At 73.2% G+C, this 16,616-nt stretch carries 18 protein-coding genes; 7 read left to right on the top strand and 11 right to left on the bottom strand.

Going from position 1 to position 16,616, the window contains the following annotated elements:
• Positions 1–22 precede the first annotated feature (22 nt).
• On the top strand, positions 23–784 hold the full coding sequence (gene truA / locus E2C05_RS03230) for a tRNA pseudouridine(38-40) synthase TruA (protein ID WP_133218214.1): 762 nt from the start codon (positions 23–25) through the stop codon (positions 782–784).
• A 278-nt stretch (positions 785–1,062) separates the two neighbouring features.
• Here the strand turns inward: truA and E2C05_RS03225 are convergent, their stop codons facing one another.
• From E2C05_RS03225 to dapD, 4 genes are all read right to left on the bottom strand, one after another.
• Entirely contained in the window at positions 1,063–1,659 is a 597-nt protein-coding gene (locus E2C05_RS03225) for a hypothetical protein (protein ID WP_133218163.1), read from the bottom strand.
• Between the two features lie 146 nt (positions 1,660–1,805).
• On the bottom strand, positions 1,806–2,954 hold the full coding sequence (dapE, locus tag E2C05_RS03220) for a succinyl-diaminopimelate desuccinylase (RefSeq protein ID WP_133218162.1): 1,149 nt from the start codon (positions 2,952–2,954) through the stop codon (positions 1,806–1,808).
• Positions 2,923–3,129: a tautomerase family protein gene (locus tag E2C05_RS03215; RefSeq protein WP_133218161.1), complete on the bottom strand. Its 207-nt coding sequence runs from the start codon at positions 3,127–3,129 to the stop codon at positions 2,923–2,925. Before E2C05_RS03215 ends, dapE begins: the two co-directional genes overlap by 32 nt.
• Before the next feature lie 4 nt (positions 3,130–3,133).
• Positions 3,134–3,973 (bottom strand): 2,3,4,5-tetrahydropyridine-2,6-dicarboxylate N-succinyltransferase, encoded by an 840-nt coding sequence (gene dapD / locus E2C05_RS03210; RefSeq protein WP_133218160.1) that lies wholly within the window; start codon positions 3,971–3,973, stop codon positions 3,134–3,136.
• Positions 3,974–4,136: 163 nt separating this feature from the next.
• Here dapD and E2C05_RS03205 point away from each other — a divergent pair, with 163 nt between their 5' ends.
• Together E2C05_RS03205 and E2C05_RS03200 are read left to right on the top strand one after the other, a co-directional pair.
• Positions 4,137–5,588, top strand: a complete 1,452-nt coding sequence (locus E2C05_RS03205; protein WP_133218159.1) for a sensor domain-containing diguanylate cyclase — start codon at positions 4,137–4,139, stop codon at positions 5,586–5,588.
• On the top strand, positions 5,585–6,763 hold the full coding sequence (locus E2C05_RS03200; RefSeq protein ID WP_133218158.1) for a DUF2336 domain-containing protein: 1,179 nt from the start codon (positions 5,585–5,587) through the stop codon (positions 6,761–6,763). The genes E2C05_RS03205 and E2C05_RS03200 overlap by 4 nt, the downstream gene beginning before the upstream one ends.
• Positions 6,764–7,033: 270 nt before the next feature.
• Here E2C05_RS03200 and E2C05_RS03195 read toward each other — a convergent pair whose 3' ends face one another.
• The 7 genes from E2C05_RS03195 to rpmH all read right to left on the bottom strand — a co-directional run bounded on the left by E2C05_RS03195 (position 7,034) and on the right by rpmH (position 12,056).
• Entirely contained in the window at positions 7,034–7,564 is a 531-nt protein-coding gene (locus E2C05_RS03195; RefSeq protein ID WP_133218157.1) for a GNAT family N-acetyltransferase, read from the bottom strand.
• Positions 7,561–8,445, bottom strand: coding sequence for an acetylglutamate kinase (gene argB / locus E2C05_RS03190; protein ID WP_133218156.1), 885 nt, complete (start codon positions 8,443–8,445; stop codon positions 7,561–7,563). Before argB ends, E2C05_RS03195 begins: the two co-directional genes overlap by 4 nt.
• 357 nt (positions 8,446–8,802) lie before the next feature.
• On the bottom strand, positions 8,803–9,471 hold the full coding sequence (yihA, locus tag E2C05_RS03185) for a ribosome biogenesis GTP-binding protein YihA/YsxC (RefSeq protein WP_192912410.1): 669 nt from the start codon (positions 9,469–9,471) through the stop codon (positions 8,803–8,805).
• Between the two features lie 20 nt (positions 9,472–9,491).
• Positions 9,492–11,261 carry a membrane protein insertase YidC gene (gene yidC, locus E2C05_RS03180; RefSeq protein WP_133218155.1) on the bottom strand — a complete coding sequence of 590 codons (1,770 nt, stop codon included), beginning with the start codon at positions 11,259–11,261 and terminating at the stop codon, positions 9,492–9,494.
• A 9-nt stretch (positions 11,262–11,270) separates the two neighbouring features.
• Positions 11,271–11,531 (bottom strand): membrane protein insertion efficiency factor YidD, encoded by a 261-nt coding sequence (yidD, locus tag E2C05_RS03175; RefSeq protein ID WP_133218154.1) that lies wholly within the window; start codon positions 11,529–11,531, stop codon positions 11,271–11,273.
• Positions 11,528–11,899: a ribonuclease P protein component gene (gene rnpA, locus E2C05_RS03170; RefSeq protein WP_133218153.1), complete on the bottom strand. Its 372-nt coding sequence runs from the start codon at positions 11,897–11,899 to the stop codon at positions 11,528–11,530. Before rnpA ends, yidD begins: the two co-directional genes overlap by 4 nt.
• Positions 11,900–11,921: 22 nt before the next feature.
• Positions 11,922–12,056, bottom strand: coding sequence for a 50S ribosomal protein L34 (gene rpmH / locus E2C05_RS03165; RefSeq protein ID WP_027285151.1), 135 nt, complete (start codon positions 12,054–12,056; stop codon positions 11,922–11,924).
• 216 nt (positions 12,057–12,272) lie between these two features.
• Between rpmH and E2C05_RS03160 the strand changes: the two genes are divergently transcribed.
• The 4 genes from E2C05_RS03160 (at position 12,273) to E2C05_RS03145 (ending at position 16,535) form a co-directional block, all read left to right on the top strand.
• On the top strand, positions 12,273–13,004 hold the full coding sequence (locus E2C05_RS03160; protein ID WP_133218152.1) for a TVP38/TMEM64 family protein: 732 nt from the start codon (positions 12,273–12,275) through the stop codon (positions 13,002–13,004).
• Positions 13,005–13,089: 85 nt separating this feature from the next.
• Positions 13,090–14,517: a dihydrolipoyl dehydrogenase family protein gene (locus E2C05_RS03155; RefSeq protein WP_133218151.1), complete on the top strand. Its 1,428-nt coding sequence runs from the start codon at positions 13,090–13,092 to the stop codon at positions 14,515–14,517.
• 42 nt (positions 14,518–14,559) lie between these two features.
• Entirely contained in the window at positions 14,560–15,354 is a 795-nt protein-coding gene (locus tag E2C05_RS03150; RefSeq protein WP_133218150.1) for a 3-hydroxybutyrate dehydrogenase, read from the top strand.
• Complete coding sequence (locus E2C05_RS03145) at positions 15,351–16,535, top strand: patatin-like phospholipase family protein (protein WP_240046540.1); 1,185 nt, start codon at positions 15,351–15,353, stop codon at positions 16,533–16,535. The genes E2C05_RS03150 and E2C05_RS03145 overlap by 4 nt, the downstream gene beginning before the upstream one ends.
• Positions 16,536–16,616: the final 81 nt, after the last annotated feature.

The raw sequence follows: 16,616 nt of genomic DNA, 5'->3' as shown, positions 1-16,616 counted from the left end.
GGCGGCGACCGGGCGGGTGGTGATGCCCCTTTACGCCCTCACCCTGGAATACCACGGCGGGCCCTTCGTCGGCTGGCAGCGGCAGGCGAACGGGCTTTCCGTCCAGCAGGTGCTGGAGGAAGCGGCGGCAAGGCTGAACGGCGGCATCCTGCCCGCGGCCGTCGCGGCCGGCCGCACCGATGCCGGCGTCCATGCCGAAGGCCAGGTGGCGCAGGTCGCGCTGGCACGGGAGATCGACCCGCTGCGGCTGCGGGAAGCGCTGGACTTCCACAGCCGCCCGCATCCCGTCGCGGTCCTGCGCGCCGCCCTCGCCCCGCCCGGCTGGAATGCGCGGTTCTCCGCGGCGGCGCGCGGCTACCGCTACCGTATCCTCAATCGCCGCGCCCGGCCGGCGCTGGAGGAAGGCCGGGTCTGGCATGTGAAGGCGCCGCTGGATGCCGGGGCGATGCATGCGGCCGCGCAGCGCCTTCTCGGCAAGCATGATTTCTCCGCCTTCCGCGCCGCCGCCTGCCAGGCGAAGTCGCCGCTCCGCACGCTCGACCGGCTGGATGTGGCGCGGCTGGGCGAGGAGGTGGTGATCACCGCCGAGGCCCGCAGCTTCCTGCACCACCAAGTGCGCAACCTGGTGGGCACCCTGCTGGAAGTCGGGCAGGGCAAGCGCGGCGTGGCTTGGCCGCGCCAGGTGCTCGACAGCCGCGACCGCACCCGCGCCGGCATGACCGCCCCGGCGGAAGGGCTGTGCTTCACCTTCGTCCGCTACCCGGAGGAGCCGGGCTGGGCCTAGGGCAGATCCCGCTCAGATGGGATCACCCGATCGGGTGAAGATGCTTACAAAATCAAAAGACCAGGGCGGTTGCCGTGAGCCATGGCGAACGGAAGCCGCGCCAGGGTGGGCCGCCCGGCCGAGGCGCGGGACGAAAGGCGGATCGCGGCATCCGGATGGACGGGCGACGGCGGCCCGGAGCGTCCTGCGCGTTCGTCCGCGCGCCCGAGCCGCTCCAGGCCATTGGTTTCAGGGCGGGTGCGCGCTCCGCGGGCGTTCACGCCGCGCTGCGATCCGCCCTACCCGGTCAGCCGCCCGACGAAGCCGCCGATGAAGATGCCGATCAGCAGGTCGACGACGACGAAGGCCACCGCCGGGCCGCCGCCGATCCGCAGCGCCGCCTTCGCCACGAACCATTCGAGCCAGAGCGCATAGCCGATGGCAGCCAGGCCGAAGCCGCTGGCGAGGAAATCCGGCACGCCGAGGAAGCGCGGCACGCTGAAGGCCAGCAGGATCACGTACTGGACCACGTTGGACCAGTTCCAGGCGGCGATGAAGCGCGACCAGTCGGCGCGGCGCCCCTGCGCCTCGGCCAGCGGCAGGGTCAGCAGGGCGTAGCCGGCCCAGGCCGCGGCGAAGCCCGACAACTCGGCCACCAGCGCCCGCAGGATCCCGCCGGCCGGCGCGCCGTCATCCGCCCAGCCCAGCAGCTTGAGGGCGAGGAAGCCCGGCAGGCAGATCCCGGCCGCCCAGAAGCTGCGCCGCACGCCATCCGGCGAGAGGTCCATCAGTCCCAGCCCATCCGCCCGCGCCTGCGCCAGCCGGAAGGCGCCGCGCAGGCCGGCGGCGATGATCGCGCGGGTGGACGGGGCCGGCGGGCCACCCGGGCGTGGCAATGGCGGCCCCCCTGGAGCCGCCGCCTGTTGCGGGCCCGGTGGCTGGCCAGGGGGTGTTCCCTGGGGCGTTCCCTGGGGCGTTCCCTGGGGCGCCCCCGGGGGCGTCCCTTGGGGCGCACCCTGGGAAGGCGGCGGCGAAGACCCGCTCAGGCGAAGGCCTCCTCGAGCACCAGGCGGTAGAGCCCGGCGAGGTCACGCAATTCCTGAACCGGCACGCATTCATTCGCCTTGTGCATGGTGGACCCGACCCCGCCCAGCTCCGCCACCGGGCAGAAGCGGGCGATGAACCGCGCGTCGGAGGTGCCGCCGCCGGTGTCCAGCGCCGGCTCCCGGCCCGTCGCCCGCACCACCGCACGCCGCAGCGCATCCACGAACGGCCCGGGCTTGGTCAGGAAGCTTTCGCCGGAACAGTCGACCCGCATCTCGTAGCGCGCCTCCTCCGCCCGCAGCGCCGCATGCAGCCTCTCGGTCAGGGATGCGCTGCTGTGCAGGTCGTTGAAGCGGATGTTCAGCATCGCCCGGGCCTCGCCGGGGATGACGTTGTTGGCGGCGTTGCCGACATCGAAGCCGGTGACCTGCAGGGTCGTCGCCTCGAAGAACGCGCTCCCCTGGTCGATCGGCTCGGCCGTCAGCCGGTGGAGCACGCGGACCAGGCGATGGATCGGGTTGTCGGCCCGCTGCGGATAGGCGCTGTGGCCCTGGGTGCCGAACAGCGTGATGTAGGCGGTCATGCTGCCGCGCCGGCCGACCTTGACGATGTCCCCGAGGGCGACCCTGGAGGTCGGCTCGCCGACCAGCGCCATGTCCGGGATCTCGCCGCGCCCGGCCATCCAGTCCAGCACGCGCACCGTGCCGTCCTTCGCCGGGCCTTCCTCGTCGCCGGTGATCAGCAGGCTGATGCTGCCGGGATGGCCGGGATGGGCCGCCAGCCAGTCGGTCAGCCCGGCGACGAAGGCGGCGATCGCGCCCTTCATGTCGCAGGCGCCGCGACCATACAGGACGCCGTCCCGCACCAGGCCGGAGAAGGGGTCGTCCCGCCACCCCTCGGCCGGGCCGGGCGGCACCACATCCGTGTGGCCGGCGAAGCAGAGATGCGGCCCGCCGCTGCCGCGGCGGGCATAGAGGTTCTCGATCTCGCCAAAGCGGAGCCGATGGCAGGCGAAGCCCAGCGGCGCCAGCGCCGCCTCCAGCACCGCCAGCGCGCCGGCATCGGCCGGCGTCACGCTCGGGCAGCGGATCAGCGCCTGCGCGAGCGGAAGCGGATCAGCCGGCACCTTGGCCGCGCCGCCAGTCATCGGTCAGCTGACCGGCGAACCCCCAATCCGCCTCGGCGATCTCCTGGATCACGATGTGCGTGTGCTCCGGCGTCTTCCCGAGCACCAGGACGGGGACGCCGGTGATGTCGCGCACCAGCTCGGCCTTCTGCGCGCGGGTCGCGCCGCGGGTGATCTGGACATTCACATAGGGCATCGGCTCAGTCCCGCAGCAGCTCGTTGATGCTGGTCTTGGCCCGCGTCTGCTCGTCCACCCGCTTCACGATCACCGCGCAGTACAGCGACGGGCCCGGCGAGCCGTCCGGCAGCGGCTTCCCGGGCAGGCTGCCCGGCACCACGACGGAATAGGAGGGGACGCGCCCCTGGTAGACCTGGCCGGTGGCGCGATCGATGATCTTGGTGCTGGCACCCAGGAAGACGCCCATGGACAGCACCGCCCCGCGCTCGACGATCACGCCCTCGGCGACCTCCGACCGCGCGCCGACGAAGCAGTCATCCTCGATCACCACCGGGTTGGCCTGCAGCGGCTCCAGCACCCCGCCGATGCCCACGCCGCCGGAGATATGGACGTTCTTGCCGATCTGCGCGCAGGACCCGACCGTCGCCCAGGTGTCCACCATGGTATTGCGGTCCACATAGGCACCGAGATTGGTGAAGGACGGCATCAGCACCACGCCCGGGGCGATGTAGGCGCTGCGCCGCACCACGGCGCCGGGGACCATGCGGAAGCCGGCCTCCTTGAAGCGGTTCGGGCCCCAGCCCTCGGTCTTCAGCGGGACCTTGTCATAGGCGCCGGCGGCGACGTCCATCGGCGCGGAATCGGTCAGCCGGAAGCTCAGCAGCACCGCCTGCTTCAGCCACTGGTTCACCTTCCATTCACCCGGCGCGCCCAGCGGCTCCGCCACCCGCGCCTTGCCGCCATCAAGCAATTCCAGCGCCGCCTCGATCACCGCGCGGTCCTCCCCACCCGTGGCAGGGGAAAGCGTGTCCCGCCGTTCCCACAGGGCTTCGATGCGCGATTGCAGCGTGCTGGCGTCCATGATGGTCCGTGTCCCGAAGGCGTTGCCCGGCCGGCGCCGGCCGCCCGGCCCGGAAGGCGCGGACCATGCCGATGCCCGCACGCGCCTGTCAACGCGGCCCCCGTCGGCGCGGCGATGGGGCGCGCTAACCCGTCCTTCACCGCACGCCCGCGATCCTGGCGCCATGGGCCCAGGGCAGGACATGGCGGAGGACGCGCGCGCGCATGCCGCGCCGGCAGGGGAAGCGCCGCCCGGCCCGACCGCCTGGCAGGCCGCCCTGCTGGAATCGCGGCAGCGCTGGCGGGACTTCGCCGTGCTGGCCGCCGACCTGGCCTTCGAGACGGATGCCGAGGGCCGGCTCACCTTCCTGTCCCCCGACAGCCCGCTGGGTTGGCCGGCGGAGGCGCTGCTGGGCCGCCGCGGCCGGGACCTGCTGACGGCGCCCGAGCCGGACCCCTTCGCCCTGCGCCATCCGGTTCGGGACCTGCGGGTCTGGCTGCGCCGGCCCGGCGGCGGCAGCGCCTGCCTCAGCCTCTCCCTCGCGCCGCTGCACGACCCGACGGGCGTGTTCCTCGGCCTGCGCGGCTGCGGCCGGGACATCACCGACGACGCGCTGGCGGCCGAGGCGCAGGCGGCCGCGCTCCGCCGGGCGGAGGCGCTGCAGGGCATGGTGCGCCGGGTCCGCCGCCCGGTGCTGGCGCCGCAGATGCTGGAAGCCACGCTGGAAGCGCTGGAAAGCGCGCTCGGCTGCGCCGGCGCCGCCATCCTCGACTGGCCGCCCGGCGGCGGCTGCGCGGTGCTCCACCGCCGCGGCCAGGACCCGGCCGCCGTGCTCCCGGCGATCGAGCCGCATGCCGGCCTGGCCGGCCCGGCTTTCCTGGCCACCCCGGGCGGGGAAAGCGTGGCGCTGCTGCCGCAGGCGCCGCGCGGCGGCGGCCGGCAGGCGCTGCTCGCCTGGCGCGCCGCCGGGCTGCGGTCCTTCGACGAGGATGACCGCCACCTGCTGCTGGCCATGGCCGACCTGCTCTCGGTCGTGCTGGGCAACCAGGCGATGCTGGAACGGCTGGAACGGCTGGCGCTGACCGACCCGCTGACCGGCCTGTCCAACCGCCGCGCCTTCCTCGAGGCGCTGGAGCGCCGGCTGCGGCGCCACGCCCTGGACGCCGCGCAGCCCCCGGCCCAGCCCGGCCGGCGGGGCGCCGAGGCCGGCGGCGCGCTGGTCTTCCTCGACCTCGACAATTTCAAGCCGATCAATGACTGCCTGGGGCATGAGGCGGGGGATGCCGCGCTGGTCGCGGTGGCCGACCTGCTGCGCGGCATGATCCGGCCGGCCGACCTCGTCGCCCGCTTCGGCGGCGACGAATTCGCCCTCTGGCTGGACGGTGCCGATGCCGCCGCCGGCGCCCAGCGGGCCGCTGCCCTGCTGACCGCCGCGCCGGGCCTGGTGAAGGACCTGCGCGTGGACCTGCCGCTGCTGAGCTTCAGCATCGGCTGCGCGGTCTGGCAGCCCGATGGGGCGGAGGCGCCGGAGGCGCTGCTCGCCCGCGCCGACGCCGCGATGTACGAGGCGAAGCGGACGGGGCGCGGCCGCTGGATGCTGGCACCGCCGGATCCGATGCCGCCGGGCGCGCCATGATCGACATGCCGGACTACGAAGCCGCCAAGCGCGTCGCCGCCCAGGGGTCGGAGGCGGAGCGGGTGGCGCTGGCCGGCAGCGCCGCGGCGGCGCCGGAGATCCTGTACTTCCTCGCCAACGACCCGCGCCAGGCGGTGCGCAGCGCGGTCGCCGGCAATGCGCGCAGCCCGGCCCAGGCCGACCGCCTGCTGGCCGAGGACCAGGACCCCGGCATCCGCGCCGCCATCGGCCGCAAGCTGGCGCCCCGCGCACCGGAACTGGCCGGCGCCTCCGACCGCCTCCGCCGCCTCGCCTGGGACACGCTCTGCCGGCTGGCCGAGGATGCGGCCGTCACCGTCCGGCAGGTGATCGCCGAGGAATTGCAGGCGATGCCGGGGGCGCCGCGGGACCTGATCCTGCGCCTGGCGCAGGATGCGGCGATGGAGGTGGCGGAGCCGGTCATCCGGTTCTCTCCCCTGCTGACCGAGGATGACCTGCTGGCGCTGGTCGAGGCGCCGCCGGTGCCGGCGACCGTCACCGCCGTGGCGCGCCGGCCGATGCTGAGCGAGCGGCTGTCCGACGCCGTGGCCAAGCGCGCGGAGGCGGAGCCGGTGGCGGCGCTGCTGGCGAACGACTCCGCGGCGATCCGGGAGCGGACGCTGGATGCGCTGATCGCCCAGGCGGCGACCCAGCCGGAATGGCAGCGCTGCCTGGTGCGGCGGCCCGGCCTGCCGCCGCGGGCGCTGCTGGCCCTGGCCAAGGTGGTGGCCGATCACCTGCTGGAACCGCTGACCGGCCGCGCCGACCTCGACCCCGGGCTGGCGCGGCTGCTGCGCGCCCGGGTGGAGCAGCGCCTGCAGCGGACCGAGGACACGTCGCTGCCACCCGACCTCGCCTTCGAGGAAGCGGCGCTGCAGGGGGACCGCATCGCCATGCGCCGCCTGCTCGCCGCCGCCGCCGGCGTGCCGGAGACGGCGGTGACCCGGGCCGAGCGGCTGCGCAACGCCAAGGCCCTGCTCAGCCTGTGCTGGCAGGCTGGCCTGCCGCCGCGGGCCGCGACCCTGGCGCAGACCGTGCTGGGCCAGATCGCCCCCGGCGCGCTCCTCCGCGTGCCGGAGGATGGGCGCTGGCCGCTCAGCGAGGACGAGATGCGCTGGCAGATCGAGTTGCTGGCCGAACCCGAAACCGCCGCCTGATCCCGAGGATCGGGGAGCGGGACCCTTCGCCGCCGACCCGTCGCCCCGGGCGGCGGTGCCGCAGCCCTGCCCCTGCGCCTTCGGGCGACCGCCGATCCCCGGCCGCGAAGCCGGCCGCCTGGAGCAGACCCCGATCAGGCGGGATCACCCGATCGGGCGAAGATGTTCCTTCATTCAAATGGCCAGGGCGGTTGCCGTGAGCCATGGCGACCGGGAGCCGCGGTGGGGCGCGATGCGGCCGCCGCCGCGACCGGGCGGTGCCCGCGCGGGTCAGCCTTCCGGCGGCGTGGCCGGGCCGGGGCCGAGCGGGCGCACCATCAGCACGCTGTCCACCCAGCGGCCATGCTTCCAGCCGATGGCGGGCAGCATCCCGGCCCGCTGGAAGCCGCAGGCGGCGTGCAGGCCGATCGAAGCCGCATTGCCGCTGTCGCCGATGACCGCGACCATCAGCCGCAGCCCCTGCGCCTCGCAGCGGGCGACCAGCGCCGGCAGCAGGGCCCGGCCTGCGCCGCGCCCGGCGGCCTCCGGCGCGACATAGATCGAATCCTCGCAGGCGAAGCGGTAGGCCGGGCGGGTGCGGTAGGGGCCGGCATAGGCGTAGCCGAGCACCGTCCCCGCCGCGTCCGTGGCGACCAGGTAGGGATAGCCGCCGGCCAGGATGGCGTCGCGCCGCCGTGCCATCTCCTCCGCGCCCGGCGGGTCCAGCTCGAAGCTCGCCAGCCCGTGGCGCACCCAGTGGCCGTAGATGCGGGCGATCGCCGGAACATCCGCCTCCCGGCTGTCGCGCAGCGCCAGGCTCATGGCTTGATGAGCGTGCCGGCCCCGCCATCGGTGAACAGCTCATGCAGCACCGCATGCGGCACCCGGCCGTCGAGGATGACCGCGCCCTTCACGCCCTTCTCGATGGCGTAGATGCAGGTCTCGACCTTCGGGATCATCCCGGCATTGATCCAGCCGGCCTCGATGCCGGCGCGCACCTCGGCCACCGTCATCTCCGGGATCAGCTGGCGGTCGGGGCCCAGCACGCCGCGCACATCGGTCAGCATCAGCAGGCGTTCGGCGCCCAGCGCGCCGGCGATGGCGCCGGCCACCGTGTCGGCATTGATGTTGTAGGTCTGGCCGTCGGCGCCGACGCCGACCGGGGCGACCACCGGCACGATGTCGGCGCCGATCAGCAGCTTCAGCACCTTGGTGTCGACGCATTCCGGCTCGCCCACGAAGCCGAGGTCGAGCACCTGCTCGAGATGCGAGCCGGGATCGCGCATGGTGCGGACCAGTTTGCGGGCGCGCACCAGCCCGCCATCCTTGCCGGAGATGCCGACGGCGAGCGCGCCGGCGCGGGTGATGGCCTCGGCCACCTGCTTGTTGACCGGGCCGGCGAGCACCATCTCGACGACATCGAGCATCGCCTCGTCGGTCACGCGCAGGCCCTGGACGAAGGTGGACTGCACGTTCAGCCGCTTCAGCATGGCGTTGATCTGCGGCCCGCCGCCATGCACCACCACCGGGCTGACGCCCACCTGTTCCAGTAGCGCGATGTCGCGGCCGAAGCGCAGCGCCGTCTCCTCCTCCCCCATCGCATGGCCGCCATACTTCACCACCACGATCTGGTCGTCGTAGCGCTTCAGGAAGGGTAGCGCCCCGGAGAGGATCTGCATCGGGTCGGGGGTCTGGTCGCTCATCGGCCGGTATTCCCGCGGGCTGGCTCGGCCCGGGCTGTAGAACGGATCGGCCGCAGGCGGAAGCCGGACGGGCGCGACGCGGACATGCCCCGGCGGGGCCTGGACGATGCGCCGGGGCGCGAGGCCGCGCATCGCCCGGGCCAGCGTCGCGCCCGGGCTGGTGAGAGCGGCAGGCAGGCGGGCGCGCGTTTGGGGCGGATGGACCCGCCGGATCCCGCGGCGGGGGGATGCCGACCGGCTCTCATGCCGGTCGGCATGAATGCTGGCCGGCATGATCATCGGGCTTGGCGCGCAGCCGCCACGCCGACCCCGCGCGCGATACCGGTGAGCAGCGCTAGGGAGTTCTGCTCGCCGGTATCAGCCGGGCGCGGCCAGCGCCGCGATCTCCGCCCGCAATTCGGGGATGCCGAGGCCGGTCTCGCTGCTTGTGGCGATGACCAGCGGATGCCCGGCCGTGTGCTTGCGCGCCAGCGCCTCCGCCTCCTCCTGCCGCTTCCGCAGCCAGTAGGGCTTGGCGTCGTCGGCCTTGGTCAGCACGATCTGGAAGGCGACCGCGGCGTCGTTCAGCAATTCCATGGCGGCCAGGTCGCCGGCCTTGGTCTCGATCCGCGCATCCAGCAGCAGCAGCACGCGCCGCAGCGTCGGCCGGCCGCGGAGGAAGTCGAACATCAGGCCCTGCCAGTCCGCCTTCACGCTCTTCGAGGCCTGGGCATAGCCATAGCCCGGCATGTCGACGAGGGTGAGGCGGCCGCCGAGGTCGAAGAAGTTCAGCTGCTTCGTCCGCCCAGGCGTGTGGGACACGCGGGCCAGCGCCTTGCGCCCCGTCAGCGCATTCACCAGTGACGACTTGCCCACGTTGGACCGGCCGCAGAAGGCAAGCTCCGGCCCCGTCACCGGCGGCAGCTGGTCGATCCGCTGCGATGCGTAGAAGAACTCGCAGGGTCGGGCGAAGAGCAGCCGCCCGGCCTCGATCAGCGCCGCCCGCTGCTCCTCCGTCCGGGCCTCGGACAGGCCGCCGGCGGGCAGCGGGACACCCTGGAAGTCGCTCACCCCTTCTTCGGCACCGCGGCCGCGACCGCCACCGCCCCGCCGCCGCGCTGCTTCTCCAGCCGCATGATGTACCACTGCTGCGCGATCGACAGCAGGTTGTTCCAGGACCAGTAGATCACCAGGCCGGCCGGGAAGCTGGCCAGCATGAAGGTGAAGATGATCGGCATCCACTGGAAGATCTTGGCCTGGATCGGGTCCGGCGGCTGCGGGTTCAGCTTCTGCTGCAGGAACATGGTGACGCCCATGAAGATCGCCCAGGCCGGCATGTGCAGGTAGTGGGAGAGCTGCATGGGGTCGTAGGGGATCAACCCGAACAGGTTGAACAGGTTGGTCGGGTCGGGCGCCGAGAGGTCGCGGATCCAGCCGAAGAAGGGCGCGTGCCGCATCTCGATGGTGACGAACAGCACCTTGTACAGCGCGAAGAAGACCGGGATCTGGATCAGGATCGGCAGGCAGCCGCTGGCCGGGTTGATCTTCTCCGACCGGTACATGGCCATGACCTCGGCCTGCATCTTGGCCGGGTCGTCCTTGTAGCGCTCGCGGATCTCCTGCATCTTCGGCCCAAGCACCCGCATCTTGCCCATGGACTTGTAGGCCTTGTTGGCGAGCGGGAAGAACGCCGCCTTCAGGGCCACGGTGAAGACCAGGATCGCGATGCCGAAATTCCCGAACAGGTGGAAAAGGAAGTCCAGCGCGTAGAAGAACGGCTTGGTCAGGAAGTAGAACCAGCCGAAGTCGATCGCCTTGTCGAAGTCGGGGATGCCCAGGCGATCGCGGTAGGCATCCAGCAGCCGCACCTCCTTCGCGCCGGCGAAGAGCCGGGTGGCAAGCTGCGCGGTCCCGCCCGGCGCCACGGTCTGCGCCCCGACGGGGGCGAAATCGGCCTGCCAGCGGTCCTGCCCGCCTTCCGGCACGTGGCGGAAGGCGGCACGGGTGCGGATCGCCGGGTCCACCGTGGTGATGGCGGTCAGCCAGTACTTGTCGGTGAAGCCGGCCCAGCCGGCGCCGGTCTCCTGCTCCAGCGCCAGGCCGTTCTTCTTGTCGCCCTCCGACTTGGCGTCCTTGTAGGTCATCTCCCGCAGTCGGCCGTCGAGCACGCCGACGAAGCCCTCATGCAGGATGAAGAAGCCGAGGGTGGGGGGCGTGCTCTCGCGGCGGATGCGGCTCCAGGGCAGGAGCTGGACCGGCTCGGCGGCGGAATTGCGCACCCGCTGCTCGGCCGTGACCATGTAGTTCTCGTCGAGCGCCAGCGCGATCTCGAAGACCTGGCCCTGGCCGTTGTCCCAGCGCAGGGTCACCGGCTTGCCGGGGGCGAGGCCGCCGCCCTCGGCGGTCCAGTCCGTGTCGTTGCCGGGGACGCGGGTGCGGCCATCCGGCGCCGTCCAGCCCCATTGCGCGTAGTAGGGCGCCGCCCCCTCGCGCGGCGCCAGCAGGCGCACCGGCGGGGAGTTCGCCTCCACCGTCTCCCGGTGGTCGCTCAGCACCAGGTCGTCCAGCCGGGCGCCGCGCAGGCTGAGCGTGCCCCGCACCCGCGGCCCCTCGACCGGCAGCCGTGCCGCCGGCGCGGTCGGCGTGCCGGCGGCGGGCGCGACATCGGTCGGCGTGGACAGCACCCCGGCCGGCGCGGCGGGGGCGGCCGGCTGCGTCACCTGGGCCTGCGGCTGCGGCGCGGTCGGCACCGGCTTCGGCGGCGGGAACAGGTAGTTGAACACCAGCAGGATGCTGATGGAGAGGGCAATCGCCGCGAGCAGGCGCTTCTGGTCCATGGGACGGGGTCAGCCTTTCGGGGAGGGCTGGAGCTTGGGGGGCGGCACGGGATCGTCGCCGCCCGGATGCCAGGGGTTGCAGCGCAGGATGCGGCGGCCGGCAAGCCAGGTGCCGCGCAGGGCGCCATGCGTCCCCAGCGCCTCCAGCGCGTAATGGCTGCAACTCGGATGGAAGCGGCAATGCGCCCCGATGAAGGGGCGCAGCGTCCACTGGTAGGCGATGACGGCGCCCTGCAGCGCGCGGGCGCCGGGGGAGGCGGCGAGGCTCACGCCGGCGCGTCCCCGTCCGGCTGGCCAGGCTGCGGCACGCCCGCCTGGCGCAGCGCGCCGCGCAGGTCGCCCAGCAGCTTCGGCCAGTCCCGCGCGCCGGTCGCGTCCCGCGCCACCAGCACCAGATCCCAGCCGGCGGGCGGCGCCTCGCCCAGCGTCAGCCGCGCCGCTTCCCGCAGCCGGCGCTTGGCGCGGTTGCGGGCGACGGCGTTGCCGATCTTCTTCGTCGCGGTGAAGCCGATGCGCAGCCCGTCGCCGGGCTGCGGCAGGGCCTGCAGCACCAGCCCCGGGCGGGCGGCCTTGCGGCCACGGCCGGCGACCTTCAGGAACTCGCCGCGCCGGGTCAGCCGAGGCAGGCGTCCCGGCATGGCAAGACGTCTCCCTGACGCCTCAGGCGCTGAGCTTGGCGCGGCCCTTGGCGCGGCGGTTGGCCAGCACCTTGCGGCCGCCGACCGTCGCCATGCGGGCGCGGAAGCCGTGCCGGCGCTTCCGGACGAGCTTGGAGGGCTGGTAGGTACGCTTCACGGTCGGTCTCCGTCAGGAAAGGCACCGGCGCGGCGGCCCATGGGCTGGGCGCAGGCTGCGGCGATGGCCGGCGGCCCCCCTGCGGGCCCCGGCGAAGGCGTGCCGTATAGGGAGAGCGGGGGGCGGCCGTCAATCATGGCGGCGCGCCTCCTCCGCCCCATGGCGTCGCGCCGGCGGGCGTCGTAACGCCCGCACGGACGGAGACGAAGCCCCCGGATGACCGACGACACCCCGCACGGCGCCCCAGGCCGCCATGAGGCCTGGCTGCGGCTTTGGCCCCTTGGCCTGATCCTCGGGGTGCTGGCGCTGGCCTATGCCCTCGGCCTGCAGCGATACCTGTCCTTCGATGCCCTGGCGCAGCACCGGTCGGCGCTGGCGGCCCAGGTCGCGGCGCATCCGGTGCTGGCGCCGCTGCTGTTCGGCCTGGCCTATGTGGCGGTGGTCGCCTTCTCCCTGCCCGGCGGGGCGGTGATGACCCTGGCCGCCGGCTTCCTGTTCGGCCCCTGGCTGGGGGCGGTGGTGGCGGTCGTAGGGGCGACGCTCGGCGCCTGCGCGCTGTTCCTGGCGGCCCGCTACGCCCTGGCGGAGACGCTGGCGCGGAAGGCCGGTCCGCGCCTGGCAGCGGTGCGGGAGGCGCTGCGGCGGGAGGGGTTCTGGTACCTGCTTTCCCTGCGGCTGCTGCCGGTGGTGCCCTTCTGGTTCGCCAACCTGGCGCCGGCCCTGGCGGGCATGCCGCTCGGACCCTATGCGCTGGCGACCCTGCTGGGGATCATCCCGGCGACGGTGGTCTTCGCGGGGATCGGCGCCGGCCTGGGGCAGGTGCTGGAGGCCGGCGGGCGGCCCGACCTCTCGGTCATCCTCTCGCCCGGCATCCTGCTGCCCTTGCTGGGGCTGGCGGGATTGTCGCTGGTCGGCGCCTGGTGGCGCCGCCGCCGCGCAGCAGATTGAAGGCCTCCGGGGGCCTTTCGGCCCTTGGTGGGGTGAGCGCGAGGGGGGAAAAGCCCATTTCGCCGACGGATGCCGGGAGCAAGGGATGCCAGATTTCGACGTGGCGGTGATCGGCGCCGGCGCCGCCGGGCTGTCGGTGGCCGCCATCTGCGCGGGCCTCGGCCTCAAGGTCGCGCTCATCGAGCGCGGGCGGATGGGCGGCGACTGCCTGAACTTTGGCTGCGTCCCGTCCAAGGCGCTGCTGGCGGCGGCGCATGCGGCGGCCGAGGCGCGGCGGGCGGGGACCTATGGCATCCGGCTCCCGCCGCCGGAGGTGGACTGGCCGGCGGTGCGGGCGCATGTCCATGGCGCCATCGCCCGCATCGCCCCGAACGACAGCGCGGCGCGCTACCGGGGCATGGGCGTGACGGTCATCGAGGCGACGGCCCGTTTCGTGGCGGCGGATGCGATCGAGGCCGGCGGCCGCACCTACAGCTTCCGCCGCTGCGTCATCGCCGCCGGCAGCGCCGCCGTGGTGCCGGACATCCCCGGCCTGGCGGCGGTGCCCTACCTGACCAACGAGACGCTGTTCGAGGTCGAGGAGCGGCCGGGGCACCTGCTGATCCTCGGCGGCGGGCCGATCGGGCTCGAGATGGCGCAGGCGCATGCCCGCCTCGGCTGCCGGGTGACGGTGGTGGAGGCGGCGCCGCGCATCGCGGCGCGGGAGGATGAGGAGCTGGCCCTGCAGCTCCGCACCGCCCTGGCGGCGGATGGCGTGGCCTTCCGCGAAGGGGCGAAGGTGGTGCGGGTGGAGGCCGGGCCGGCGCTGGTGCTGGAGGACGGCAGCCGTATCGAGGGGACGCATCTGCTGCTGGCGGCCGGCCGCGCCCCGCGGCTGGACAGCCTGGGGCTGGCGGCGGCGGGGGTGGAGGCCGGGGCGCGCGGCATCCGCACCCGGCGCGACCTCCGCTCCGTCTCCAACAAGCGGGTCTGGGCGGTCGGCGACATCGCCGACCCGGAGGGGGTGGGGCCGCGCGCCTTCACCCATGTCGCGGGCCAGCATGCCGGCATCCTGGTACGGTCCATGCTGTTCCGACTGCCGGCGAAGGTGGACTACGCCGCCCTGCCCCGCGTCACCTACACCGACCCGGAACTGGCCCAGATCGGCATGACCGAGGCGGAGGCGCGGGAGGCCGGCCACACCGACCTCCGCATCCAGCGCTGGTCGCTGGCGGAGAACGACCGCGCCATCGCGGAAGGCCGGCCCGAGGGCGTGGTGAAGCTGGTGGTCACGCCGAAGGGCAGGCTGCTGGGCGCCAGCATCCTGGCGCCGCGGGCCGGGGAGATGGCCGGGACCTACGGCCTGATGATCGGCCGCAAGCTCCCGCTCTCGGCCCTCGCCGGGCTGGTGCTGCCCTATCCGACGCTGGCGGAGGGGGGAAAGCGCGCCGCCGGCGAATTCTACACGCCGAAATTGCTGTCGCCTGCGGTGAAGCGGCTGGTCGGGTTGCTCCGGCACCTGCCGCAGGCCTAATTGCTGCATCTGCGAAGAACACGCAGGCGAGGGACACGCACCATGGAACAGACACTGGCTGGCCGGACCGCCCTGGTGACCGGCAGCACCAGCGGCATCGGCCTCGGCATCGCGCTGCTCTATGCGCAGGCCGGCGCCAAGGTGATGCTGAACGGCTTCGGCAAGCCGGAGGAGATCGCCCGCGCCCGGGCGGAAGTGGGCGCCGCCATGGGCGTGGCGGAAGCGCCCTATTCCGCCGCCGACCTGTCAAAGGCGGCCGCCGTCAAGGACATGGTACAGCAGGCGCAGGATGCTCTCGGCTCGCTCGACATCCTGGTGAACAATGCCGGCATCCAGTTCGTCGCCCCGATCGACGAATTCCCCGACGACAAGTTCGAGGCCATCATGGCCATCAACTTCGCGTCCAACTGGTACGCCATCAAGGCGGCGCTGCCGGGCATGAAGGCGCGCAACTGGGGCCGCATCGTCAACATCGCCTCGGCGCATGGCCTGATCGCCTCGGCCGAGAAGTCGGCCTATGTCTCGGCCAAGCATGCGGTGGTCGGGCTGACCAAGACCGTGGCGATCGAGATTGCCCAGACCCCCATCACCTGCAACGCCATCTGCCCCGGCTTCGTCCGCACCCCGCTGGCGGAGGCGCAGGTCGGCCCGCTGGCGAAGCAGTTCGGCGTGAGCGAGGAGGTGGCGCTGAAGGACCACCTGCTGGCGCACCAGCCCTCCAAGCGCTGGATCGAGGTCGAGGAGGTCGCCCGCATGGCGCTCTACCTCGTCGGGCCCGGCAGCGGCGGCGTGAACGGCGCGGCGCTGTCGATCGACGGGGGCTGGACCGCGAATTGAGCCCCAAGGACGATGACGGCACCGGGCTCCGGCCCGGCACCGCCTTCCCCGAGAGCGAGCCGGCGGGCGACCTGCGCGCCGAGGGCCCACTGCCGGAGGCGCTGGTCCCGCCGCCCGCCGCCCGGCCGGAGGCGCCGGCCGCCCCGGCGGTGGCGAAGCCGGTCGCCACCAAGCGCCTGAACCTGGCGCTGCAGGGCGGCGGCACGCATGGCGCCTTCACCTGGGGCGTGCTGGAACGCCTGCTGGAGGATGAGCGGCTGGTCTTCGACGGCGTCTCGGGCACCTCGGCCGGGGCGATCAACGCCGCCATTTTCGTCCAGGGCCTGGCCGAGGGCGGGCGGGAAGGCGCCCGCCGCGCGCTCGACAAGCTATGGCGTGCGGTGGCCTTCAACCTGGCGGCCAGCCCGCTGCGCAATTCCCCGATCGAGAAGGCGATCTGGGGCTACGACCTGACCTATTCCTTCGCCTACCAGACCTTCGAGACGCTGAGCCGCGTCTTCTCCCCCTATCAGCTCAACCCATTCCCCATCGAGTTCAACCCGCTGCGGCAGGTGATCGCGGAGAACCTGGACGAGGCCCGCCTCAAGCGCGACCCGAAGGCGATCCGGCTGTTCATCAGCGCGACCAATGTGCGCACCGGCAAGCCGCGCGTCTTCACCCGCACGGAGGTGAACACCGACGTCATCCTCGCCTCCGCCTGCCTGCCCAACGTGTTCAAGGCGGTGGAGATCGACGGAGAGGCCTTCTGGGACGGCGGCTACCTGGGCAATCCGGCGATCTGGCCGCTGTACTACGAGCGCGGGGCGCCCGACATCCTGCTGGTGCAGATCAACGTGGTGGACCGCCGCGAATTGCCGACCACCCCGTCCGACATCATGAACCGGCTGAACGAGATCAGCTTCAATGCGTCCCTGATGGCGGAGATGCGGGCGATCGACTTCGTCCAGCGCCTGCTGGATGGCGGAAGGCTGGAGCAGCCGCGCTACCGCCGCATCTTCCTGCATTGCGTGGAGGACGAGGAGCGGATGCGGCAGTTCAAGCTCTCCACCAAGCTGAACGGCGACTGGGACTTCCTGCAGACCCTGCGGCGCTATGGCCGGGAGGCCGCCGACCGCTTCCTGGCCGAGCATTTCGACGCCATCGGGCGCGAGAGCACGCTCGACATCCAGCGCTACCTGTAGCGCCCCGGCCGCGCGGGCGCGTGCCCGGCGGCGCGCGTCTCCGGCCGCGCCGGCGGCGATCGCTGCGCGCCCCTGTCGCGG

It is taken from the genome of Paracraurococcus ruber (genome assembly GCF_004353985.1).
GTDB classification, from domain to species: Bacteria; Pseudomonadota; Alphaproteobacteria; order Acetobacterales; family Acetobacteraceae; genus Paracraurococcus; species Paracraurococcus ruber.
Note: the sequence above shows the minus strand (reverse complement) of the source record. Positions and strands in the feature narration are given on the sequence as shown.